Genomic DNA, 21,218 nt, shown 5'->3' with positions numbered 1-21,218 from the left:
GCTTTTGCTTTAGTTTAGGATTTTAAGTTTTCGGGGGTTATTTAAGGGAGCAAAAAGCCCATCCGTTCCTTCACATCGCGTACGGTCTGATCTGCAACAGCAGCAGCACGTTCAGCGCCCTGACGCAGAATGTTATGAATCTCGCCAGACTCACGGATCTCACGATAACGCTGCTGCAGCGGCTCAAGGACCGATACAACAACCTCTGCTAAATCCTTTTTAAACGCCCCATAGCCTTGTCCCTCGTATTTCGCTTCAATCTGTTCAATGGACAACCCCGCACAATGCGAGTAGATGCTGAGTAGATTACTTACTTCCGGTTTATCCGCAGGATCGAATTTCACTTCACGACCTGAGTCTGTTGTTGCCCGGCTAATTTTCTTCCGTACCACATCTGGCGGATCCAGAAGTGCGATGAAGCTGCCAGGGTTCGGATTGCTCTTACTCATTTTCTTCGATGCGTCATCCAGTGACATCACACGCGCACCAATCTTCGGAATATAAGGCTCTGGTACAGTGAAATAGTCTCCATAACGACTGTTGAACCGACCTGCGAGATCACGAGTCAATTCCAGATGCTGCTTCTGATCATCTCCTACAGGTACTAGATCCGCGTTGTAGATCAGAATATCTGCAGCCATAAGCGCTGGATAGACGAACAACCCCGTGCCAATCGACTCTTTGCCGGCTGACTTATCTTTGAACTGCGTCATCCGCTCTAATTCGCCCATATAGCTTAACGTCGTTAATAACCAACCTAGCTCCGCATGTCCGCGCACATGGGATTGCATGAAAATGTTCGCCTTGGCCGGATCGATCCCTGCGGCCACATACAATGTTGCTACCGCCTCCGATTGTTCGCGCAGCGCAGCTGGATCTTGCGGCACAGTAATTGCATGCAAATCCACCACCATAAAATAACATTCATGATCATTCTGTAACTTCACGAAATTCTGCATCGCTCCAATGTAATTTCCGAGGGTAAGCTGCCCGCTCGGCTGAATCCCTGATAATACTTTTTTCATTTCCTATGACCTCCTTCATTCCTTATCAAACAATACAAAAAGGCCTCCCGCCGCAAGGGACGAGAGACCGTGGTGCCACCCTAATTTATCTGCTGCCAGTCATTCCTCAGCAGCAAATCTTTCGTATTCCGTAACGTGGAACTACGGCTGGCATACTAGACCCGGCTTACGTAAGTAAGCTCCATAATCGTTCTGCGCTCAGCACTCCAGGGTCCATTCGGTTCATGTGATACACCGGTTCGCAGCGTACACCGGCTTTCTGAAGTATCATTCCATCAACTTACTTATCCCTTTCACGGCTTTAAACAGATATTTGCGCTAATCATAACAATCTGACCCCTAATTGTCAATCAAGAAGGGACAGGCTGTGAACCTAGGTGCACTTATGACTTTACACGGAACATCTGGTATGATGAAGTAGTGAGATGTCGGTTATTATCAATAAAAGGAGTTGAGCAACTATGTATCAAGTGACGAAAGGCCAGTGGAGCGGACAAGATACATATATATTAAATAGCGATCAGCTTGCCGTTACGCTGCTGCCTGGGCTTGGAAATAATGTGATTCGAATTTGGGACAAAGTGCTAGAGCGCGATGTACTGCGTAAACCGGAAGAATCAGATTATGAGTTCTACATGCAGAAGCCTTATCACTTTGGGATTCCAATCTTGATCCCGCCTGGCCGTATTCGCAGAGGCAAATTCGAATATTCTGGCGTACAGTACCAATTCGACCAAAATACAGCCAACAATAATCATATTCACGGCCTGCACCGTACACAATCTTGGAAGGTTACCGATTTGCAGGAGCAAGATGATTACTGTTCGATTACGACAACCTTCTATACGAAAGAAGATCCAAATTGGATCCGTCAATACCCTACCCCATTGAAGCTCGAAGTCGTTCTTGAGCTCCGGGGCACAGAATTGAAGCAGACTCTGCATGTTCAGAATCTAGGAGAACAATCTGCTCCGTTCGGATATGGCGTTCATACGTGGTTCATGATCGATGGGACTCCAGATCAATGGAATGTACAAGTCCCCGTTGATGCAATCTATGCATTAGATGAAGAACTGATTACAACAGGCGAAGTTGTATCACTCGGTGAATTTAGCGAATTGCCTAACGGATTGAACTTACAAGGAGTCAACTTGGATACCGTCTTCCGCGGCACTCAAGATCAACCCTTCGAGGCTCAATTAACGCGCAATGACGGACTCAAGATCAAATATAGCGCAAATCAACCATACTTCAAACATTGGGTATTATATACAAAAGGTGAGGCCGATCAATTCATTTGCTTAGAGCCATACACCTGGTTAACCGATGCGCCTAACTCCAAATTCGGCAGTGATGTTACAGGATTAATCGACATGCAGCCGCAAGAGCAAATTGAGCTCACGATTACACTTGATATCGAACATCCATAACATAATAAAAAAGCAATGCCGGTTTACGCTTTACAGGCGATAACCATGGCATTGCTTTTTTTGATTCGAATTACATCCCATAAATACGTTGAATGCCTAATTCTTCGAACACAGCATCCATCGAAGATTCGAGGGGAGCGTCCGTAACACAAGCGTGCAATTGATCTAGTGGAGCTATCGAGAATAAAGAGGCTTTGTTGACCTTCGTGCGGTCGAATACCGCAATTGTATGCTTCGCACGGCTCATGAGCATTCGCCCTGTCTGTGCCTCGAGCTCAGAATACGTCGTAATCCCCTGCTCCGCAGATATCCCATCCACTCCAATGAATAACTTCTCAATATTCAAATGTGCGATCGTCTTCTCCGCAAGTGGTCCGCAAAGCTCAAAGCTCTTATTCCGCATAACCCCTCCGACGACAACGACTTGAATCCCTTCGCTATCAGCAAGTTCCATCGCGATATTGACAGCATTCGTGACGACGGTCACGCCATGACGCTGCTTCAGTTCCCTTGCAATGAGGAACGTTGTGGTACCACCAGTCAGACAAATGCTGTCTCCTTCTTCAATAAGCTCAACAGCTTTGCTGGCAATGGCTTCCTTCTCGAGCCACAAATGCTGCTTCTTCTCTGCAAAAGGCATTTCACGGATAGGAGAGATCCCATCGAATAGTGCCCCGCCAATCGTACGTATAATTTCGCCTTTGCGATCAAGCAGATCGAGATCTCGACGCGCCGTTGCCTCAGAGCAGTCGAACTGATCAATAATTTCCTGTATCGTGATACGACCTTGTTGTTTCAACAATTGCAACATTTGTTGTCTTCGTTGCTCGCCTTTGGAAGGGTTCAAGCCTGCCATCAATTATCACACCTACTATTTATATTTCTACGAATTGCGTAAGATTTCTTGGATCATCTGGATTAAGTCCTAATTTCATCGCTGTATAGTAGCCATTATACTGAATCCATGGTAAGTATAGCACACTTCTTGCTTCATCGCTAAGCGATTGTCCACCTGTTTCTAGTACAAGATCAGCAAAAGTGGTATCGCTTCCTGCAGCTGCCGTAATGATCACGACGGTTGCACCGTAGCCTTTCATTTCACGAGCGACTTTAAGCTCGAACTCACGTGCAGACTCCGACAACATTAATACAACTTGCGAGCCTGGTTCGATAATGGATTTCGGGCCGTGACGGAACTCAAGCGTACCGTAAGCCTCTGTCCATGTGCAAGTCATCTCTTTCAACTTCAAGCACGCTTCAAGTGCAAGTCCACCAAAGGCACCCATACCAAGGAACACTGTACGGGAGAATTCATGGGTCTGAACCCAATCTTTCATGACATCATCAGCTTTTTTGACCAGGGCTGCATCAAGGGCCAACACTTGCTCAAGTTCAGCCATTAATTCCGGTTTGCCTGCCACAAGAGCAATCGCTGCTTGCATCATGAATGTCATACTGCTAAGCGATTTCGTCATCACGGTACTTTTTTCTTTTCCTAATGGAGATAGAAGGCAATCCGTCATTTGCGCCATTTTACTCGTCTCATGACATGTGATACCGCAATGATCCCAGTTCGCAACGTCTTTGAACGAATCCAGAGCAATGATCACTTCATGAGATTCACCAGAACGAGATACCCCTACAATAAGAAGCTTCTTATTCACATTCAATGTCTGTTCACGGAACAAGAAGATGTCGGAGGATGGATACGCTGCCGCACTGCGTCCTGTCCATTTGCGGTAAGTAGCAGCCATTGTAAGCGCTTGATAGTAGGACGAACCTGATCCGATGAAAATAACTTCCTCGTACTTCTCATTTCCTATATATTGGGCCACCCAATCTTTCTGCTGTTGCAATTGTTCCCATGCTGCATTTAAAGCTTCGGCTTGAGCACTAATTTCCGTATACGTAAGTTCACCTGCACCAATTGACACTGTTAAAGTCCTCCTTTATAATCGAGTTAATGAAATTATAAATCATATTTTTGATTGTTTCAATCATTTTATTGGGAGGGTTTATGAAATGGGTCATTTGATATCATCAACAAGAATGCTTGAAGTCGCGCGGGCAAACGGATACGGTGTGACAGCCTTCAATGTCCATACATTAGAAATGCTGCAAGCCGTCGTCGAAGCAGCTGAGGAAGCACAAGCTCCACTCATTCTTCAGACAACGGTAGGAACTGTAAAACACTTAGGACCGGAATATATCGTAGCTGCTGCACAAGTCGCTGCCAAGCAGTCTTCCATCCCGATTGCACTGCATTTGGACCATTGTACGGACTATGAATTGCTTGTCCAATGTATTCGTGCAGGCTATACTTCCGTGATGATCGATGCGTCCATGCATCCATTCGAAGAGAACGTTCGCCGGACTGCTGAAGTGGTACGCGTTGCTCGTGCAGCAGGTGTGAATGTCGAAGCTGAGCTGGGCAAAGTCGGCGGCGTTGAAGATGACATTATCGTCAGTGAAGAAGATGCACGCCTTGCTGATCCTAACGAATGTGTGGAATTTGTAGAACGGACGGGTGTAGCTACATTTGCACCAGCGATCGGTACAGCGCATGGCATTTACAAAGGTGAGCCGAATATCGCATTCCATAAACTTGAGCAAATTTATAATCTCGTTCAAGTTCCACTTGTCTTGCATGGCGGTTCCGGTATCCCTGCTGAGCAAGTGAAACGCTGTGTCGCGCTGGGTATGGGTAAAATGAATGTTGCAACTGAACTGCGTATTGCATTCTCCGATGCGATTAAGCATATTTTCGAACAGAATCCTAATGAAAATGATCCGCGCAAATATATGGTTCCAGCAAAACAAGCTGTGAAGCAATTAGCTCTTGAGAAAATGCAGCTTACAGGTTGTGTAGGACGGGCGAAAGATGTCTACATCTAATCCGAATATGAATTCACGAATTGTGACCGTGACATTAAATGCAGCGATTGATAAGACTTACACGGTACCTCAATTTAATCTGAATTATGCCTTTCGCGTGAATGATATGGTAGCGACTGCTGGCGGCAAAGGAATTAATGTTGCCAGGGTCGCTTCGACCTTACAGCAGCCTGTTATCGCATCTGGTTTTGTTGCAGGTTCCCAAGGACGTTTCATTACGGAGGGACTGAATCAAGAAGGAATTACACATGATTTTGTTGAGGTTCCGGGCGAGTCGCGAGTATGTATCACCATCTTAGACCCTGCCAGACCCAATGAACAGACGGAGCTTCTCGAGCCTGGGCCGCGAATTACGCCAGACGCGATTGATGCGTTGTCGTTGAAATTGCAAGAGCTCGCGAAGACTTCTACCTGCATGGCTTTCTCAGGAAGCTTGCCGATGGGTTGTCCTACGGACACCTACGCAAGACTCATTCGGGATGTGAGGACCGGTAATCCGGATCTTCGGATTGTACTCGACGCAAGCGGTGATGCCCTCGTCGCTGGACTCGAAGCGAAGCCTTTCCTCATCAAACCTAATGAACATGAGATTGAGAAACTTGTCGGCAAGAGCATCCAGTCGCCTGATGAACTGCACGAGTGCATTCTCTCATTAATGGCTGACGGCGTCGATTGTGTCGTCGTGTCTCTAGGAAAAGACGGCGCGATTGCTGGCTATGAAGGCAAGCTATACCGCGTCACCTTCCCACCACTCGAGATTGTAAATCCCGTCGGAAGCGGCGACTCCATGGTCAGCGGTATGATAATTGCCCTAGAACGTGGCTATAGCATTGAAGATACGCTGCGACTAGGCTCTGCGTGCGGCAGTGCAAATGCGCTCATGATTGGTGCTGGCTCTGTTCAACCGATAGATGTCGAGCGATTGTTCGCGAATGTCCACGTCGAAGTAATTCCTGTTGAAGGCTAGAATATAATAGAACACCTCCAGAATTGATGTTCGATTCTGGAGGTGTTCTTCATTTTTGTACGTATGCGAATCACGAATTAAAATTAAATAATTATGAGTCCAAGTTCGATCCTGCATACACATTCGTATTACGTTGGTTCATTCGAATCATGACGTTCGCCATATTGTAATGCGATTCAAATTGTGCGCTTGCGATAAGCATCTGTTGGCGAATTGTAAAATCGAAACAAATTTCTCCGTGGGTCCAGCCCTTCTTGAAGTTCAAAGCCTCAATAGCCATATTGCGGAATGCTCTCTGCTGTGATGCATCTAGGCCCTTAGAAGGTCTACTCCCAGTGCTTTCGATACAATCAATCGGATTATGACGTATGCCAAATTTACCAATTGTATTGTTTCGAATTTGAAGGAATAATGTTCCCGAAGTTAAGGTACCTAGCTCCTCACCCAGTTCTTTAAACGCCATGTCTGTCTGTCTAGCAAGAGAAATTTGTTCTAAATTCAATTAATTCCCTCCCATTATGTTGTCAGTTTAGGTCATAATTTGTAGGACTTATTCCTCATTATACGGAAGAATTTTCCTTTTTACAACAATTTAATACATAATATTGGAATATATTTTAAATTGTGCAAATCGTTCTTATAGACCATATCTGAATTGACTGATATAATATGGATTAATCTTCCCATAAAGGAGCGTTCATATGAACTGGTTCCATTCTTTATCTTTTAAGCTTAAATTGCTAATTGGCTGTTACACGCTTGTAGGTATTTTCTCCCTTGCGACAATTATCCTACTCCTGACAGCTGGCGGTTCATTTATTCCCGGATTGATCGTCATTGTTGTGTTGGTCGCAGCTAGCTATCCGCTCATCAATTGGCTGGAACAGTTATTAACAGAACCGATTGTGAACATCTCTCGTGTTGCATTGAACATTTCCAAAGGGGACTTCTCCACCAAAATCAACGTATCATCGAATGATGCACTAGGACAATTAGGGCATTCGTTCAACAGTATGATCGATAAATTGAAAGAAATCCTGAATGATACATCGAATATTTCCCGACTCGTCGCTGACGCAAGCCGAGATATCTACTATAAGAACAACAACATGAAGCTTGTTATGGAACAAGTCGCCTCCTCTTCCAATGAGCTTGCTACAGGGGCATCGGAGATTTCGGAAGATGTCGCATCCGTATCGGAATCCATCAAGGATATCGAGAGCAAAGTCGAAGCTTATGCCCACTCGACCAAAGCGATGAATAATCGCTCCGAGCAGACGATCCAGCTCGTCGAGAAAGGTCGAAGCGCTGTCGAAAGCCAGAGCCACGGCATGGAGAAAAATATTGAAGCGACGGCGAATGTTGCGATGACGATAGAAGAATTGGCGAAGCAAGCCGATGGGATTACGAAAATTACGAGGACGATCTCTGAAATTGCTGAGCAGACAAATTTGCTATCCTTGAACGCATCAATCGAAGCCGCTCGTGCTGGTGAGCATGGCAAAGGATTCGCGGTTGTTGCTCAGGAAGTACGCAAACTGGCTGAAGAATCCTCCGCATCGACGAAAGAAGTCTTCCTACTCGTTCGCGGAATTGAGCAAGGTATTAAGAAAGCGATCACAAATATTCAGACGAATGAAAATATCGTTCAAATTCAGACCGAACTTATTCGTGAAACCGAGCGCGTATTCGCAGAGATTGTGAACAGCGTCAGATTCATTACAGAAGAAATTTATAACTTCTCCAAAGAAAGCGATGTCATGCTTGAAGGTGCACAGAAAATCTCAAGCACGATTGAGAACATATCGGCTATTACGCAACAATCTGCAGCTGGAACAGAGCAGGTCTCAGCTTCCATGAATGAACAGATTCAATCCGTTCTCGCCATGGTTGAGCAGACAGAGAAGATGCAGCAAGTCGTTGTTCAGTTGCAACGTACGATTTCCGTCTTTAAACTCTAATACATACATACGAATGAACAGGGCTGAACTTCAGTCCTGTTTTTTCAAATCAAATTATAGAAATGAGGCACCATAGATGAAAACACCTTATGAAATTGTAGATGCAACCTTAGCTGATCTGGATCGTATTGTTGAAATTTACAACTCCACCATAGCGGGACGCATGGTGACGGCGGATCTTGAGCCCGTCACTGTGGAGAGCCGTATGACATGGTTCGATGAGCATTCACCAGATTTCCGCCCTCTGTGGGTTTTGAAGCAGAATGGGCGAATTGCAGCATGGTTAAGCTTCCAATCCTTCTATGGCCGACCAGCATACAATGCGACAGCTGAGATTAGCATCTATATTGCTGAGGAATACCGAGGGCAAGGGATCGGAAATCTCCTCATTCAACGGGCGATTGAAGCATGTCCAAAGCTTGATATCCACACCTTGTTAGGGTTCGTATTCGGTCATAATGAACCTAGCTTGGCACTGCTTCGCAAGTTCGGTTTTGAGGCTTGGGGAACCTTGCCGCGGGTAGCGAATTTGGACGGGATCGAGCGTGATCTGGTGATCGTGGGGAGAAGAATTTAAATTAGGAGTGTGAGCATAGATGGGAGGAGATGGGGTCTCTCTACAGCCGATTCTTGTCCGCCCATTGCTTGATTAGATAAGTTGGATGCAATGGGCTCCCAAAGATCGGACGTAAACTCTTCCATGAGACCCCACCCTCCTCCTTTTAGCTCACAAGAGATTTAAATACTTCTACTCTAGGGGAGGAAGCCGGGAGTGTGAGCTATTGAGCATCCCATAGGGGAAGTGAGGGACTCCTTCCGGGCGCTTCTTGTCCGCCATTTACTTTGATGAGATAGAAGGCGGTAAATGGCTCCCAAAGATCGGACGCAGGCTCCTACACGAGTTCCCTCCCTTCCCTTTTATGCCCTATAGCTCACAAGAGATTTAAATTCTTCTCCGAAGTGGAGGAAGTAGGGAAAAGCAAAGGAGGCAGCGACCACGCTGCCTCCTTTTTGTTCAATTAATACTTCTTATACATGCCCACAGAACGAGGAGCCGTATGAGCAAAACCATATTTCTGATATAACTGATCCGCAGGAACATCAGCGATCAGACTCACATAGGAGTCCTTCGGTGCATTCGTATCCAAGTAATTCATGAGTTCAGCCATTATCGTTTTGCCATAACCTTTTCCTTGGTATGCTGGGTCCACGGCAATATCTACGATTTGATAAAAACAACCGCCATCACCAATGATCCTTCCCATTCCTATAAGCTGTTTATCCGCATTTCTCAACGATACGGCGAAGACGGAGTTTTTGCAGTCCGATCTTCGCACCTTCTATACTTTTCGGACTTAGTCCTGCTGTGACGCGGAGTGCCATATATTCATCTGCATCTGGTACCTGATGAATGACATCGATAGAAGGATTCATAGGCTTATTCTGTCATTGCCATGAACTCACGAACATCGGCGATCGAGAGATCTACTGCTTTTTGCCAGAATTCCGGCTTCGTCAGATCGACGCCTAAATGCTTCTGAGCCAATTCCTCAACCGTCATACGTGCTGTATCCCGCAGCAAATCGATATAACGCTGCTCGAATGCTGCACCTTCTTGCATCGCTTGCGCATAAATACCTGCGCTGAACAAGTACCCGAACGTATACGGGAAGTTATAGAACGGCACATCCGTGATGTAGAAATGAAGCTTCGACGCCCAGAAGTGCGGATGGTACTCGGAGAGTGCATCACAAAAAGCTTCCTTCTGTGCCGCCACCATCAGCTCATTCAATTCCTCAACTCCGACGAGTCCTTCTTTACGTTTCGCATAGAAACGCGTCTCGAACAAGAACCGTGCATGAATATTCATGAAGAATGCGATGGAGTTCTGAATTTTATTTTCGAGCAATGCCAACTTCTCATCGTCGCTCTTCGCCATCTTCACAACAGAATCTGATACAATCAATTCCGCGAAGGTTGATGCCGTTTCTGCCACATTCATTGCATATTCTTGCGCCATCGCTGGCAATCCATCGGTCACATGTTGATGATAGGCGTGCCCTAGCTCATGGGCTAACGTTGAGACATTTGAAGGCGTTCCCGCATACGTCATGAAGATCCGCGTCTCTTTGCTCACCGGCAATGAAGTACAGAATCCACCAGGACGTTTACCTGCACGATCTTCGGCTTCGATCCAACGCTTCTCGAATGCTTGAACCGTGAAATCCGCCAGTTTAGGGCTGAATTTGCGGAATTGTTCTTCAATGATCTGTGCACCTTCATCATAGGAAATCACTTGACTCGAAGCACCCACTGGTGCCTCGACATCCACCCAGCTTAGACGTTCCGTACCGAGAAGCTTCGCTTTCCGATTCAAATACTCGATGAAGATCGGTTTATTCTTAATGATGACATCCCACATGACATTCAATGTCTCTTCAGACATTCGGTTAATGGCAAGCGGCTCTTTGAGGATCGAATCCCAGCCGCGTTTCTCATATAATTTCAGACGGAACCCTGCCAAGTGATTCAAGGCATCGCCACAGAAATCTGCTTTCTCGCCCCATGCCTCTTCCCACTTTTTGAACATTTCAGCGCGAACTTCACTGCTGCCATCTGACAATTTATTGTACGCTTGACCGGCGGACAAATGCGTTGTCTTGTCGCCTTCTTGCCAAGGAATCTGTACGCTGCCGACAATTGTGTTATACAGCTCTCCCCATGCATGATACCCGGAAACCGCAAGATCCCCTGCAAGTGCTTCGAGCTCTGGAGACAGTTTTTCTTTGGCCCATTCGCGACGTTCATTCAAGTTAAATGCTACCTCAGCGATCTCTGACTGCTTCAGCCATTCGCTCCAGACTCCGTCATCCAACGAACGGATTTGCTCATCAAACACCGTCATGACGGACAACAACTGCGCATCGATTGTCGTAACACGTCCTACGAGCATGGTCGCTTTTTTATCCTTCTGATTCTCTGCTGTTAGACAAGAAGCGAAGGAAGCTGCCTCACGAACACGAAGCGTAATATCTTGAAGCGATTGAAGCGATGCTTTAAATGAATTCACGTCTGTAGAACCTGCAGCCGATGTTAGCTGTTGTTCGAGTCCCTTAATATCGCTCTCGATCTGTAGTAGAAATTGTGCGAACGAGTCCGAGGAGGATCCTCCTGCAAAGATGGATTCTAGATCCCATGTTTGTTGTAATGGTTGTTGCATGAATTTTTCACCTGTCCTTTTGTCCATTTCTGATGAATGGTATACTGGAATAGCATTGAATTGCATTTGAATTGACCCGAATTATTGTCCCACAAAGGAGGAACTGTATGAAACCTTTACAAATATCGCCTGAAACCGCTATCGCATTGTCTAAGAAGCTTGGTGTCCCGCTTGAGCATTTAATGCATATGCCGCAACATATTCTAATGCAGAAAATTGCCGATCTCGCCAAAGCTAATACAGCAATAACAGACGCCCCGTCTAAAGAGGATAAGCAATGATTCCGTTCGAAAATACATGGCCTTATGAACAGATCATGAACGATATTTACATCCACGCCTGCCCATTCTGTACCAAAGAGAATGTTCTCTTGCCCTTAAAGCCGAAGGAGCTGCAAGACATTCATGACGGGAAAAAGAAGCTGCTCGTCTTCCCATGCTGCTCGCATCGTGTTACCTTGGTCGATATGGATCATGACTATCTGCTAGCATCGGAACCTCTACGAGGACGGCGGTAGACTGGGAATCAAGATGAAGACGCAACAAAGCCGCAATCCAAACCTAGGACATTCCATTCTTCATGGTACGTGCGGCTTTTTGTTGCGTCCATTATGTATACAAGCACTACTTACTTCGCTTCGCTCATTTCCTCAGACAAATCCATATGCTGCTCCTGCATTTCTTCGCGAAGGAGTTTCCACTGTTCACGTGACGCATGAATCATCGCAGAATCAACAATATTCTTATCGTTGATTACACGAGAGAACCATTTCACGGCTTCATGATTGTTACCCACGCGGCGATATAATTCTCCGATGAGATACAATAACCTCGCGTTATTCGCACCCACCCCATCCAGCTCATAAACATGAATATACGCCTCAAGCGAGAAATTCAGGAATCTTTGCTCTTGTTCGGTATTCTCTTGATAACGATAGAGCCATGCAATATGCTGCAGCAGACTGGCAATAAGCCTTTCAGAATCTTGAATCGTCTGCGCGCACAAGAGCGCAAGTTGATAGGTCTCAAGTGCTTTCTCCCATGTCCGTTCCCCACCATACTCACGCTGGACCCAGCGCGGCTGAATTTGTTCAGCAAATGCTTTTCGCTGCTTATCTGTCAGCTTTTCCGTCCCATTCTCCGTCGAAGCATAGCCGCAATTCGGACAGACCCGTACAACATAATAATCCGGATTGGCATCTTTATAATGCGAACAGAAATCGGTATCTGTCTTGTACGGTTTCTTAAGACTTTGGCGTACGCGTGAAGTACGATATTCCATTTCACAGAAAATACAGTTCACTTTAATTTGATAAAGCGGTTCGAGCGCCATGTGCATGCCTCCAATACTGTCTAAGGTGTATTCACAAAATGATAAGCCGGACCTGATAATCTCTCTAACACAAAATTGCGCAGACTATCCTCAATTTCAATTTCTTGTAGCGCTTCGTTCATACACTGGAGCCAAGCATCCGCGTGCTCCTTCGTTACCGGGAAATGCATATGTCTAGCCCGCATCATCGGATGTCCGTACTGATCAGAGTATAAAGAAGGGCCTCCAAAAAACTGGCTCAAGAACATATACTGTTTCTCTTGCACAGGCATAATATCTTCTGGAAACAGCGGTCCGAGCAGCGCATTGCGCTGCACGCGTGGATAGAAGGCTGCCACCAAGCGACGAACAGAATCCTCACCACCCAAAGCTTCGTAAATTGTACTATTCGGTTTCACGTTCCACCCATCCTCTCTTTATCTTCGTTGCCTCATTATTATAACAAAAATAAACGCGCTGCATATCTGCTAAATGTTACTCGAGTATACGCAAAAGAAATCCGTGCCTCATAGACACGGATTTCCTTATCTCTTAGCCTCAGGCAGTCAGATAACAGCCCTACATCATGGTTCTAAAGGTCTAGCTATCCCACTCTTCTTCGCCGGGTGTTAAAGACGCTCTAATAACATAAACAAAAGCACATACGAGAATGCCCGCCACAAGACTCATCTTCATCACACCACTTTCTAAAAAATGTATTTCTGCCGTTGACCCCTCTTTTTTCGTATATAGTTCTATTGTAGCATAGGATGCGAAAAATTAAACGTGTTTTGTAACCGTTTTCTTAAACTATTTTTCATCCCTTGTCCTATCCAAGGGTCATGTTTGTCCTGCTTTTTTCATATATTGACTAGGAAGTACTCTAACATTTTGACGAGCAGGAGGCTTACCCATTTGCGATTACGATTAACAATGACACCTATCATTGCTTTGATAACATGTGCAATTGTCGTATTCATGATCATTTTTCCGAGCGCGACCCTGGAATCCTCAGTTCGCGGTCTTGCCATTTGGTGGGATGTCCTGTTTCCCGCTCTGTTTCCCTTCTTTGTCATTTCGGAAATGCTGCTCGGCTTCGGAATTGTCCATTTCGTAGGTACCCTATTGGATCCGCTGATGCGTCCGATTTTTCGCATTCCTGGGACAGGCGGGTTCGTCGTTGCGATTAGCTTCGCTTCCGGCTATCCTGTAGGTGCCAAATTAACGGCTCAACTCTGGGATCAGAAACTGGTCAATCGGGAAGAAGGGGAACGGCTTGTCGCCTTTACGACAACTTCGGACCCGATCTTTCTCATCGGTGCTGTATCTGTTGGCTTTTTCCAAGATGCCCGTGTTGCGCCTATTCTTGCACTTGCTCACTATGGTGCGGGGATACTTATTGGTTTTCTTATGCGATTTCATGGTGCACGTTCATCTTCGACGAAGCCCATGCAGCCCTCAACGGGAGTATCCAGTGAAAGCCGCATCCGACTTGCCATTCGCGCGATGCATCAGGCACGTCTTCGTGATGGCCGAGATCTAGGGAAGCTATTGAGCGATTCCCTCCAATCCTCCCTGAAGCTCATGATGGTCGTCGGCGGACTTGTCGTCTTTTTCTCTGTTATACTCGAATTACTCACCTCCGCACACGTCATGAACGGCATGTATAGTCTGATTCAGTCCATCTTGGGGTTGTTCGGCATGCCACCTGAAATGTCCAAATCGATTATGAACGGCATCTTCGAGGTTACACTCGGTGCAAAATCGGCCGGAACCGCGGGAATCGATATTCCGCTTGTTACCAAGCTTGCCGTTGCCGCATTTGTTCTTTCTTGGGGTGGGCTATCCGTACACGCCCAAGTTGCAAGCATTCTGAACGCAACGAACTTACGCTACTGGCCTTTCCTCATCGCAAGATTCGCACACGGGATCCTCGCCATGATCTTTGTCTTCTTATTCTACAAATCCTGACAAACAAACATTGTATTCTCTCTGCAGATTGATTATGATCTAATGAGGCAAGCATATCATTTTCACAAGACAAAGGGGCTCTTATTCCATTGAGATACAATGTGCAAAATCGTAATGATGAAATATCCAACCAACTCACAGCGAATTTTCATCGCTTGGCTGCGGATCGCGGTATGAAATTTGATGAGGAAGCACCCGAAGTTGTCGTATCGATCGGCGGCGACGGCACGATGCTGCACGCTTTTCATAAATATAGCGATCAATTGGATCGTATTTCTTTCGTTGGGGTCCATACGGGGCATTTGGGCTTCTATGCCGATTGGCAAGCCGATGAACTAGAACAGCTCGTTAACTTGATGGCAGGTACGAAGCTCCCAGACTCGATTACACCTCGCATTGTACAATATCCGCTCATTGAGCTAGAGATTGTCAGCGAACATGGCCTCGAGAAATATCAAGTACTGAATGAGTTTACGTTAAAAGGGGTCGACGGTACACTCGTAGCCCAAATCGATATCAATGATCAAATATTCGAAATGTTCCGTGGGGATGGCATCTGTATCTCAACACCATCCGGCAGTACGGCTTATAACAAAAGTGTCGGCGGCGCTCTGATCCATCCGAGTATTGAAGCACTGCAAATCGCCGAAATTGCGTCCATTAACAACCGGGTATATCGTACGCTGGGTTCCTCGCTGATTCTGCCGAAGCATCATCATTGCGATATTTACTCCAGCAAAACTCAACGTCTTATCTTATCACTCGATCATTTAACCATCGCGGTAGATCAACTACAGTCCATTCGTTGTGCTGTATCCGCTCAAAAGGTAAGCTTTGCAAGATTTCGTCCGTTCCCCTTCTGGAATCGGGTCAAACAAGCCTTCATCGGGCAAGGCTTTCAATAAGTAATTAACATTCAAACCAGGTCTGCGTACAACGAGATCTGGTTTTTTATTATGAAATATGTCCCAATGAAAAAAAACGAGACTCCCTATTCGGAAGTCCCGCTGCTCGCTTGTACGAGTGGTTGTGTTGATGATGATGGTTGTTGGCCTTTTTCTGCTTTCTCAGGCTTGCTGTCAGCCTTATTATCAACCTTTTGTTGCTGTTGCTGAGTCTGCTGCTGTTTCTTCGCATGCTGCTGCTTCTGCGCGGGCTGCCCGCCGCCATCCTGCTGCACCTTTTCAGGTTTATCCGATTTCTCGGACTTCTCGGACTTCTCGGATTTCTCTGGCTTGTCCGTCTTCTCTGTCTTTTCTGGCTTCTCAGGTTTGTCAGATTTCTCTGGCTTCTGCTCACGTACTTTCTCCACCACGAAATAAGCACATCCGAAGTTGCAATACTCATTAATGTAATCGACCATACTGGCAATCATCGTATCCTTGGTCGCTTTGGAGTTATTATCTCGGAAAAAGCCTTTAAGTCTGAGCTGATTGTATCCCCAGTCGCCAATGATGTAGTCGTAACGGTCGAGCACATCACTATACCGTTCTTTGAACGCTTCTGGGTTCCATCCGTTCTTATGATCCGTTATTACCTCATACGTTTTGCCGGTGATATGAATCAAGCCTACCCTCTCCTCGACCCTATGAACTGATTAACACTACATATAAGCTTATACTTGTTGTGCTGCATCTGCCTTCGACGCAGATTGTACTTGCTCATGTGCATGGTACGAACTACGAACTAATGGTCCGGATTCCACATGGCTAAATCCACGCTTCATGCCTTCTTCCTTCAATTTCGCGAACTCGTCTGGATGGTAATATTTCTCGACATTTAGATGCTTCTTCGTCGGCTGCAAATATTGACCAATCGTTAAAATATTACAACCCACGGTACGCAGATCATCCATCGTCTGAAGAATTTCATCCCATTCTTCGCCAACGCCAAGCATAATACTTGATTTCGTCGGGATCTGTGGCTGCATCTCTTTCGCACGACGCAACAGCTCCAGCGTACGATCATATTTCGCTTTGGCACGTACACGATCCGATAGACGTTCAACCGTCTCGACGTTATGATTCAGAATATCTGGCTTCGCATCCATTACCACGCGCAGCGCATCCTCATTCCCCATGAAATCTGGAATCAATACCTCGACACTGCAGAACGGCATTCTACGGCGAATCGCCTTAACGGTCTCTGCGAAGATCATCGCACCGCCATCTTGCAAGTCATCACGCGCAACCGAAGTGACGACGCAATGCTTAAGTCCCATCTGTTCTGTAGACTCAGCGACCCGTTCCGGCTCTTGCAAGTCAAGTTCCGTGGGCAATCCCGTATTTACCGCACAGAAACGGCAAGCCCGTGTACAAATATCCCCAAGAATCATGAATGTAGCTGTTCGATTCGCCCAGCATTCATAAATATTCGGGCAACGTGCTTCTTCACATACTGTATGCAATGTTTTGGAACGCATCATATTTTTAATTTCGGTATAATTCTCACCGGTTGTAAGTTTTATTTTGATCCATTCTGGTTTACGTTCTCGCTGTTCCGTTGTCATGCTGCTACCTTCTTTCGTATAACAATCACATTTGATTTGGCTCATACCTTCGTAATTATACCACATAATTAGCTTGGATAAAATGAACATCCTTGATTCAACCTAATGATATGATAAAAAAATTGGAGGGAACTGTTTGTGCTCTGGAACCATCGAACGTTACGGATCGGCTTACGTTGTCTGGCTGCGACAACAGCAATCAGTCTGTCGATTGTCTTGATTGACACCACTTCCCATCGTATAGCAGCACACGCTAAAGTTTACACTGAGCAAGCATCACAGCCGGACTCAAAGGAAGAGACTCTACGTAAACGAAAAAACATTTATGACAATATTCAAGCTAAGACACGTCTTTCCTGGAATCGACTGGCTGCCATTGACCAATATGAGCGCACGATTGCGAAGACACCGAAAAAGTCGGCTGCTACTACCATTCAACAACAAGCTACCAATCGAATTACCGCAATAGCTATTCAGGAACCGGCATGGAGCGGCTGGCTAAACCCAGACTATGCAGATCAGAATCCGAAGTCAATCTCGATCTATTCAGGACTTGGCAAAGACGGCTCCGGTGATGGAATTGCAGATCCGACCAACGATCTCGATCTCCTCTATAGCATCGCGTCCTACGTTAGCAGCTATGGCACCTCAGCGGACGATTTCAGCATCGGACTCTGGAATTATTACCATAACTCGAACGCTGTGACACGTATTAATCAGTTCGCCAACATCTACGCGACATTCGGCTATGGAGCCCTTGATGAGCATGCTTTCCCTGTCCCGCTTCATGCGGATTATTCATACCGCAGCACATGGGGGACTTCCCGCAGCTGGGGCGGTTTTCGTATCCATGAGGGAACGGATATCTTCGCAAGATATGGTGTACCTGTACGCAGCACCTGCTATGGGATCGTAGAGACAAAGGGTTGGAATCCATTTGGAGGCTGGCGCGTTGGAATTCGTGATTTGAGTAATTATTACCACTACTATGCGCACTTATCAGGATTCGAGAAGACGCTGAAAGTCGGAGATCTTGTCAAGCCAAGCCAAGTCATTGGCTGGGTCGGCAGTTCGGGATACGGCAAACCCGGTACACAAGGAAAATTTCCACCGCATCTGCATTATGGAATTTACCGTGATCGTGGATGGACAGAGTGGTCCTTCGACCCTTATCCACTCCTACGTAAGTGGGAGAACGATGAACGACGCGCATTGAAAAAGGCAGGCAACCAATAGAGGTTGACTGCCTTATTTTTCGTTCCAACAGAGAGATTATTTCTTGCCTTCTTGATTTGCATTAACATCGACAGCAACATCCGACGGTTGTTCATGCGAATCGGTAATGACCGTTGTCGTCGTGCCTTGTGATTTTTTCGATGCATCCTGTTCCGAAGAAGGTGTGTTAAGACCCGGTAACGCCAGGCTAGGCGCTCCACCACTATTGTCACCTATGGCTTTACCTTTATTGTCATAATAATATTGCGGAACATTGCCAACCACCATCATATAGGAGATCGGTATATTAGACTCGACCACTTCGGGTTCGGTATCGAACGGAATAATGATGGATACCTCTGCTACAATACGGATGTATACTTCGACCAGAACCATATTAATGCCTGCATCCTGCTGTTTTGTATTCAACTCCACTTTTACGGCGCCTTGCGGTTCTAAGCGAATTGGAATTTGAGGCCCGAAAGAGGCAATCACGGCGCTCCCTAATGCTTGACCGAGCGGAATATGCTCGTTCAAATCTTCAATGTTCTTCAAGGTACCCTCGACAACCTCTTTGGTACGAGAAGTAATTCGCATATTCTCCGCATAATTCATCATAAATCCAGCGACCTTGCCATCCCGATCCGTCTTCCAATCAATCAAATTCTGAAAGTTACTGCCGCTGGCAATTTGTTCCGAGATCGCATTATTGATGGCCTGGGTCGCGATTTGTTTAATCCGAATTTTGGCTAACGCCATAATTGGCGGCTTTAGATTTTTCTCTAAGAATATTAAAGATTGCAGCGATAGTAAGGTAAAGACAACGAGTGCGATAAAGAACAGCTTTCGTTTGCTCCCGGGCTTGCGAGTAGGCTTGCTTCGCCACCCTTTCCTAATCTGCATAGGCGTTCCTCCTGTGGGACACATCATACCGTTAACTCTAACAGTCTATGCGGCATGGCCCAGAAAAAGAAGAACAGGCTATCAGTGATAGTTCAAAAGTCATCTTTTGCCCACGAAGTGCTACAAGAAGCGAATTCGACATCGAATCTTGCGTTCATCCTTCTTCAGATTCTCACAACCTTAGCTGATACTTACGAAGCAAGTTTTCTTTGAAAACTCTTAGGTGCTGAAAAGCCGACTTTTTGAACACGCATTATATTCTTTTGCATCGCTTCGACATGAAGAAGAGCACGGCATACACCCGTGCTCTTCCCTTCTGATCATCATATGCAACTATGTAAATCGCCGTTGCCTAAGCGCCTCATATAGCAATACGGATGTCGCCATCGCAACATTAAGCGATTCCGCACGGCCCGGCATCGGGATAATAATCCGATCATCGACATAGGCTTCTGCCTCTGCCGATACCCCCTTGCCTTCATTCCCGACGAGCAACCATATCGATGGACGAAAATCATAGGCATAGCACGTGTGCTCCGCTTGCAAGCTGGTACTCACAATCCGTGCGCCACCTTGCTTGGCTGCAGGGAGTAATTCATTCAGATTCCCTTCCAGAATCGGCAAATGAAACATTGAACCCATCGTTGCGCGAATCGTCTTCGGATTGTACAGATCCACTGTGCCTTTCCCGAGAATCACTGCATCAGCCAGCACAGCATCCGCACTGCGAATGATCGTACCGAGATTGCCTGGATCTTGTACGCCATCTACGACGACGACTAGCGCATTCTCTCGTTCCATGAATGCGCCCATGTCCGAGCTTTGCTTGTGAACGACTGCGAAGACAGGCTGCGGCGTCTCGGTCGAACTGCATTTGGTGATGATCGCTGACGTAACACCGATCCATTCCACATCCAAGTGTGATGCCGTCAACTTCTCAATTTCCGCAGGCATGCCCTGTTCCAAGCTATACACGATACATTCAACCGATGCACCTGAGATGAGCGCTTCCTGTACCAGATGAATGCCTTCAATAATATATTTGTGTTCTTTATCTCGCGTTTTTTTCTCCAGAAGCTGCGCCCATTGCTTCACCCGCGGATTCTGTAAAGATGTAATTTCCATGTACCCCTCACCCATTCGAATAGTGAATCTCCATCTTCTGAAGATCTTTGTTAGCCCCGACAATAATGAGAATATCATCGGATTTGATGCCATCATCCGCATTTGGAGAAATGTTCATTTTCCCATTATTTTTAATCGCCATGACGTTGCACCCGAATTTCGCACGCACATCTAATTCCTTCAAGTTCTTGCCTACCATCTGAGGCGCGGCTTGCATCTCGATAATACTATGATCACTCGACAGTTCGATAAAATCCATAATGTTCGGGGAGACTAAATGATGCGCGACGCGAAGTCCCATATCCCGCTCCGGATAAATGACTTTATCCGCCCCAATTTTATTGAGCACTTTTCCGTGTAATTCATTCTGCGCTTTGACAATAATCCTTGGAACACCAAGATCTTTAAGAATCAACGTTGTCAAAATACTGGATTGAATATCTTGTCCAATCGAAACAACAACCACATCGAAGTTACGAATACCGAGTGCTTTTAACGCTTCTTCATCTGTCGAATCGGCAGATACGGCATGTGTGACAATATTGACGATATCCTGCACACGACCTTCATCACTATCGATCGCTAGAACCTCAAACCCCATATCGCTAATGGCACGAGCCACACTAGAGCCGAATCGCCCCATCCCAATGACTGCAAATTGTTTTTTAGCCAATTCTGTCACCTTC

At 46.1% G+C, this 21,218-nt stretch carries 25 protein-coding genes and 1 other annotated feature; of the genes, 10 read left to right on the top strand and 15 right to left on the bottom strand.

Going from position 1 to position 21,218, the window contains the following annotated elements:
* Window positions 1-41: 41 nt before the first annotated feature.
* Window positions 42-1,025, bottom strand: a complete 984-nt coding sequence (trpS, locus tag AC3WU2_RS27550) for a tryptophan--tRNA ligase (RefSeq protein ID WP_018758908.1) — start codon at window positions 1,023-1,025, stop codon at window positions 42-44.
* Between the two features lie 52 nt (window positions 1,026-1,077).
* Window positions 1,078-1,331 (bottom strand) — a binding site (T-box leader).
* A 155-nt stretch (window positions 1,332-1,486) separates the two neighbouring features.
* Here trpS and AC3WU2_RS27545 point away from each other — a divergent pair.
* A complete protein-coding gene (locus tag AC3WU2_RS27545) occupies window positions 1,487-2,455 on the top strand; it encodes an aldose 1-epimerase (RefSeq protein WP_018758909.1) in 969 nt (322 codons plus the stop codon).
* A gap of 70 nt (window positions 2,456-2,525) precedes the next feature.
* Here the strand turns inward: AC3WU2_RS27545 and AC3WU2_RS27540 are convergent, their stop codons facing one another.
* Together AC3WU2_RS27540 and AC3WU2_RS27535 are read right to left on the bottom strand one after the other, a co-directional pair.
* The gene (locus AC3WU2_RS27540; RefSeq protein WP_314591191.1) at window positions 2,526-3,311 is read right to left on the bottom strand and encodes a DeoR/GlpR family DNA-binding transcription regulator; all 786 of its coding nucleotides are present in this window, start codon (window positions 3,309-3,311) and stop codon (window positions 2,526-2,528) included.
* 19 nt (window positions 3,312-3,330) lie between these two features.
* A complete protein-coding gene (locus tag AC3WU2_RS27535) occupies window positions 3,331-4,389 on the bottom strand; it encodes an SIS domain-containing protein (RefSeq protein ID WP_492458131.1) in 1,059 nt (352 codons plus the stop codon).
* An 88-nt stretch (window positions 4,390-4,477) separates the two neighbouring features.
* Here AC3WU2_RS27535 and AC3WU2_RS27530 point away from each other — a divergent pair, with 88 nt between their 5' ends.
* Both AC3WU2_RS27530 and pfkB read left to right on the top strand, forming a co-directional pair.
* Window positions 4,478-5,350, top strand: a complete 873-nt coding sequence (locus tag AC3WU2_RS27530; protein WP_314591195.1) for a class II fructose-bisphosphate aldolase — start codon at window positions 4,478-4,480, stop codon at window positions 5,348-5,350.
* A complete protein-coding gene (gene pfkB / locus AC3WU2_RS27525; RefSeq protein ID WP_492458130.1) occupies window positions 5,337-6,317 on the top strand; it encodes a 1-phosphofructokinase in 981 nt (326 codons plus the stop codon). The genes AC3WU2_RS27530 and pfkB overlap by 14 nt, the downstream gene beginning before the upstream one ends.
* Window positions 6,318-6,408: 91 nt before the next feature.
* Here the strand turns inward: pfkB and AC3WU2_RS27520 are convergent, their stop codons facing one another.
* Window positions 6,409-6,819 (bottom strand): hypothetical protein, encoded by a 411-nt coding sequence (locus tag AC3WU2_RS27520; protein WP_018758914.1) that lies wholly within the window; start codon window positions 6,817-6,819, stop codon window positions 6,409-6,411.
* Between the two features lie 199 nt (window positions 6,820-7,018).
* Between AC3WU2_RS27520 and AC3WU2_RS27515 the strand changes: the two genes are divergently transcribed.
* Window positions 7,019-8,278 (top strand): methyl-accepting chemotaxis protein, encoded by a 1,260-nt coding sequence (locus tag AC3WU2_RS27515; protein WP_018758915.1) that lies wholly within the window; start codon window positions 7,019-7,021, stop codon window positions 8,276-8,278.
* Between the two features lie 76 nt (window positions 8,279-8,354).
* Window positions 8,355-8,855 carry a GNAT family N-acetyltransferase gene (locus AC3WU2_RS27510; RefSeq protein ID WP_492458129.1) on the top strand — a complete coding sequence of 167 codons (501 nt, stop codon included), beginning with the start codon at window positions 8,355-8,357 and terminating at the stop codon, window positions 8,853-8,855.
* Here the strand turns inward: AC3WU2_RS27510 and AC3WU2_RS27505 are convergent.
* The 4 genes from AC3WU2_RS27505 to AC3WU2_RS27490 all read right to left on the bottom strand — a co-directional run bounded on the left by AC3WU2_RS27505 (window position 8,852) and on the right by AC3WU2_RS27490 (window position 11,498).
* Entirely contained in the window at window positions 8,852-8,980 is a 129-nt protein-coding gene (locus tag AC3WU2_RS27505) for a hypothetical protein (RefSeq protein ID WP_492458128.1), read from the bottom strand. The two genes, AC3WU2_RS27510 and AC3WU2_RS27505, sit on opposite strands and share 4 nt — an antisense overlap.
* Before the next feature lie 317 nt (window positions 8,981-9,297).
* Window positions 9,298-9,543, bottom strand: a complete 246-nt coding sequence (locus AC3WU2_RS27500) for a GNAT family N-acetyltransferase (RefSeq protein WP_492458127.1) — start codon at window positions 9,541-9,543, stop codon at window positions 9,298-9,300.
* A 13-nt stretch (window positions 9,544-9,556) separates the two neighbouring features.
* Window positions 9,557-9,712: a hypothetical protein gene (locus tag AC3WU2_RS27495; RefSeq protein WP_492458126.1), complete on the bottom strand. Its 156-nt coding sequence runs from the start codon at window positions 9,710-9,712 to the stop codon at window positions 9,557-9,559.
* A 4-nt stretch (window positions 9,713-9,716) separates the two neighbouring features.
* A complete protein-coding gene (locus tag AC3WU2_RS27490; protein ID WP_492458125.1) occupies window positions 9,717-11,498 on the bottom strand; it encodes a M3 family oligoendopeptidase in 1,782 nt (593 codons plus the stop codon).
* A gap of 107 nt (window positions 11,499-11,605) precedes the next feature.
* Here AC3WU2_RS27490 and AC3WU2_RS27485 point away from each other — a divergent pair, with 107 nt between their 5' ends.
* Together AC3WU2_RS27485 and AC3WU2_RS27480 are read left to right on the top strand one after the other, a co-directional pair.
* On the top strand, window positions 11,606-11,779 hold the full coding sequence (locus AC3WU2_RS27485; protein WP_492458124.1) for a YycC family protein: 174 nt from the start codon (window positions 11,606-11,608) through the stop codon (window positions 11,777-11,779).
* Window positions 11,776-12,015: a hypothetical protein gene (locus AC3WU2_RS27480; RefSeq protein WP_492458123.1), complete on the top strand. Its 240-nt coding sequence runs from the start codon at window positions 11,776-11,778 to the stop codon at window positions 12,013-12,015. Before AC3WU2_RS27485 ends, AC3WU2_RS27480 begins: the two co-directional genes overlap by 4 nt.
* A 110-nt stretch (window positions 12,016-12,125) precedes the next feature.
* Here AC3WU2_RS27480 and AC3WU2_RS27475 read toward each other — a convergent pair whose 3' ends face one another.
* The gene (locus AC3WU2_RS27475; protein ID WP_492458122.1) at window positions 12,126-12,830 is read right to left on the bottom strand and encodes a DUF2225 domain-containing protein; all 705 of its coding nucleotides are present in this window, start codon (window positions 12,828-12,830) and stop codon (window positions 12,126-12,128) included.
* Window positions 12,831-12,850: 20 nt separating this feature from the next.
* Entirely contained in the window at window positions 12,851-13,228 is a 378-nt protein-coding gene (locus AC3WU2_RS27470; RefSeq protein ID WP_492458121.1) for a globin domain-containing protein, read from the bottom strand.
* 514 nt (window positions 13,229-13,742) lie between these two features.
* Between AC3WU2_RS27470 and ylbJ the strand changes: the two genes are divergently transcribed.
* Both ylbJ and AC3WU2_RS27460 read left to right on the top strand, forming a co-directional pair.
* Window positions 13,743-14,780 (top strand): sporulation integral membrane protein YlbJ, encoded by a 1,038-nt coding sequence (ylbJ, locus tag AC3WU2_RS27465; RefSeq protein ID WP_492458156.1) that lies wholly within the window; start codon window positions 13,743-13,745, stop codon window positions 14,778-14,780.
* An 89-nt stretch (window positions 14,781-14,869) separates the two neighbouring features.
* Entirely contained in the window at window positions 14,870-15,685 is an 816-nt protein-coding gene (locus AC3WU2_RS27460) for an NAD kinase (protein ID WP_379345061.1), read from the top strand.
* A gap of 86 nt (window positions 15,686-15,771) precedes the next feature.
* On the opposite strand, the gene AC3WU2_RS27455 is transcribed toward AC3WU2_RS27460, so the two are convergent.
* Both AC3WU2_RS27455 and lipA read right to left on the bottom strand, forming a co-directional pair.
* On the bottom strand, window positions 15,772-16,347 hold the full coding sequence (locus AC3WU2_RS27455; RefSeq protein ID WP_492458120.1) for a YutD family protein: 576 nt from the start codon (window positions 16,345-16,347) through the stop codon (window positions 15,772-15,774).
* A gap of 48 nt (window positions 16,348-16,395) precedes the next feature.
* A complete protein-coding gene (gene lipA, locus AC3WU2_RS27450) occupies window positions 16,396-17,289 on the bottom strand; it encodes a lipoyl synthase (RefSeq protein WP_492458119.1) in 894 nt (297 codons plus the stop codon).
* A 138-nt stretch (window positions 17,290-17,427) separates the two neighbouring features.
* On the opposite strand from lipA, the gene AC3WU2_RS27445 reads away from it, so the two are divergent.
* Complete coding sequence (locus AC3WU2_RS27445) at window positions 17,428-18,525, top strand: M23 family metallopeptidase (RefSeq protein WP_492458118.1); 1,098 nt, start codon at window positions 17,428-17,430, stop codon at window positions 18,523-18,525.
* Between the two features lie 36 nt (window positions 18,526-18,561).
* On the opposite strand, the gene yunB is transcribed toward AC3WU2_RS27445, so the two are convergent.
* The 3 genes from yunB to AC3WU2_RS27430 form a co-directional block, all read right to left on the bottom strand.
* Window positions 18,562-19,407, bottom strand: a complete 846-nt coding sequence (gene yunB / locus AC3WU2_RS27440; RefSeq protein WP_492458117.1) for a sporulation protein YunB — start codon at window positions 19,405-19,407, stop codon at window positions 18,562-18,564.
* 333 nt (window positions 19,408-19,740) lie between these two features.
* Window positions 19,741-20,532 carry a TrmH family RNA methyltransferase gene (locus AC3WU2_RS27435; protein ID WP_492458116.1) on the bottom strand — a complete coding sequence of 264 codons (792 nt, stop codon included), beginning with the start codon at window positions 20,530-20,532 and terminating at the stop codon, window positions 19,741-19,743.
* A 7-nt stretch (window positions 20,533-20,539) separates the two neighbouring features.
* A complete protein-coding gene (locus AC3WU2_RS27430; RefSeq protein WP_018758930.1) occupies window positions 20,540-21,205 on the bottom strand; it encodes a potassium channel family protein in 666 nt (221 codons plus the stop codon).
* Window positions 21,206-21,218: the final 13 nt, after the last annotated feature.

It is taken from the genome of Paenibacillus sp. EB106-05-06-XG162, assembly GCF_058791655.1.
Note: the sequence above shows the minus strand (reverse complement) of the source record. Positions and strands in the feature narration are given on the sequence as shown.

Excerpts from the sequence above, each read along its gene's own strand:
- trpS (WP_018758908.1), bottom strand. The coding sequence starts at position 1,025 with ATGAAAAAAGTATTATCAGGGATTCAGCCGAGCGGGCAGCTTACCCTC.
- AC3WU2_RS27545 (WP_018758909.1), top strand. The coding sequence starts at position 1,487 with ATGTATCAAGTGACGAAAGGCCAGTGGAGCGGACAAGATACATATATA.
- AC3WU2_RS27540 (WP_314591191.1), bottom strand. The coding sequence starts at position 3,311 with ATGGCAGGCTTGAACCCTTCCAAAGGCGAGCAACGAAGACAACAAATG.
- AC3WU2_RS27530 (WP_314591195.1), top strand. The coding sequence starts at position 4,478 with ATGGGTCATTTGATATCATCAACAAGAATGCTTGAAGTCGCGCGGGCA.
- pfkB (WP_492458130.1), top strand. The coding sequence starts at position 5,337 with ATGTCTACATCTAATCCGAATATGAATTCACGAATTGTGACCGTGACA.
- AC3WU2_RS27515 (WP_018758915.1), top strand. The coding sequence starts at position 7,019 with ATGAACTGGTTCCATTCTTTATCTTTTAAGCTTAAATTGCTAATTGGC.
- AC3WU2_RS27510 (WP_492458129.1), top strand. The coding sequence starts at position 8,355 with ATGAAAACACCTTATGAAATTGTAGATGCAACCTTAGCTGATCTGGAT.
- AC3WU2_RS27505 (WP_492458128.1), bottom strand. The coding sequence starts at position 8,980 with ATGGAAGAGTTTACGTCCGATCTTTGGGAGCCCATTGCATCCAACTTA.
- AC3WU2_RS27500 (WP_492458127.1), bottom strand. The coding sequence starts at position 9,543 with ATGGGAAGGATCATTGGTGATGGCGGTTGTTTTTATCAAATCGTAGAT.
- AC3WU2_RS27495 (WP_492458126.1), bottom strand. The coding sequence starts at position 9,712 with ATGAATCCTTCTATCGATGTCATTCATCAGGTACCAGATGCAGATGAA.
- AC3WU2_RS27490 (WP_492458125.1), bottom strand. The coding sequence starts at position 11,498 with ATGCAACAACCATTACAACAAACATGGGATCTAGAATCCATCTTTGCA.
- AC3WU2_RS27485 (WP_492458124.1), top strand. The coding sequence starts at position 11,606 with ATGAAACCTTTACAAATATCGCCTGAAACCGCTATCGCATTGTCTAAG.
- AC3WU2_RS27480 (WP_492458123.1), top strand. The coding sequence starts at position 11,776 with ATGATTCCGTTCGAAAATACATGGCCTTATGAACAGATCATGAACGAT.
- AC3WU2_RS27475 (WP_492458122.1), bottom strand. The coding sequence starts at position 12,830 with ATGGCGCTCGAACCGCTTTATCAAATTAAAGTGAACTGTATTTTCTGT.
- ylbJ (WP_492458156.1), top strand. The coding sequence starts at position 13,743 with ATGACACCTATCATTGCTTTGATAACATGTGCAATTGTCGTATTCATG.
- lipA (WP_492458119.1), bottom strand. The coding sequence starts at position 17,289 with ATGACAACGGAACAGCGAGAACGTAAACCAGAATGGATCAAAATAAAA.
- yunB (WP_492458117.1), bottom strand. The coding sequence starts at position 19,407 with ATGCAGATTAGGAAAGGGTGGCGAAGCAAGCCTACTCGCAAGCCCGGG.
- AC3WU2_RS27435 (WP_492458116.1), bottom strand. The coding sequence starts at position 20,532 with ATGGAAATTACATCTTTACAGAATCCGCGGGTGAAGCAATGGGCGCAG.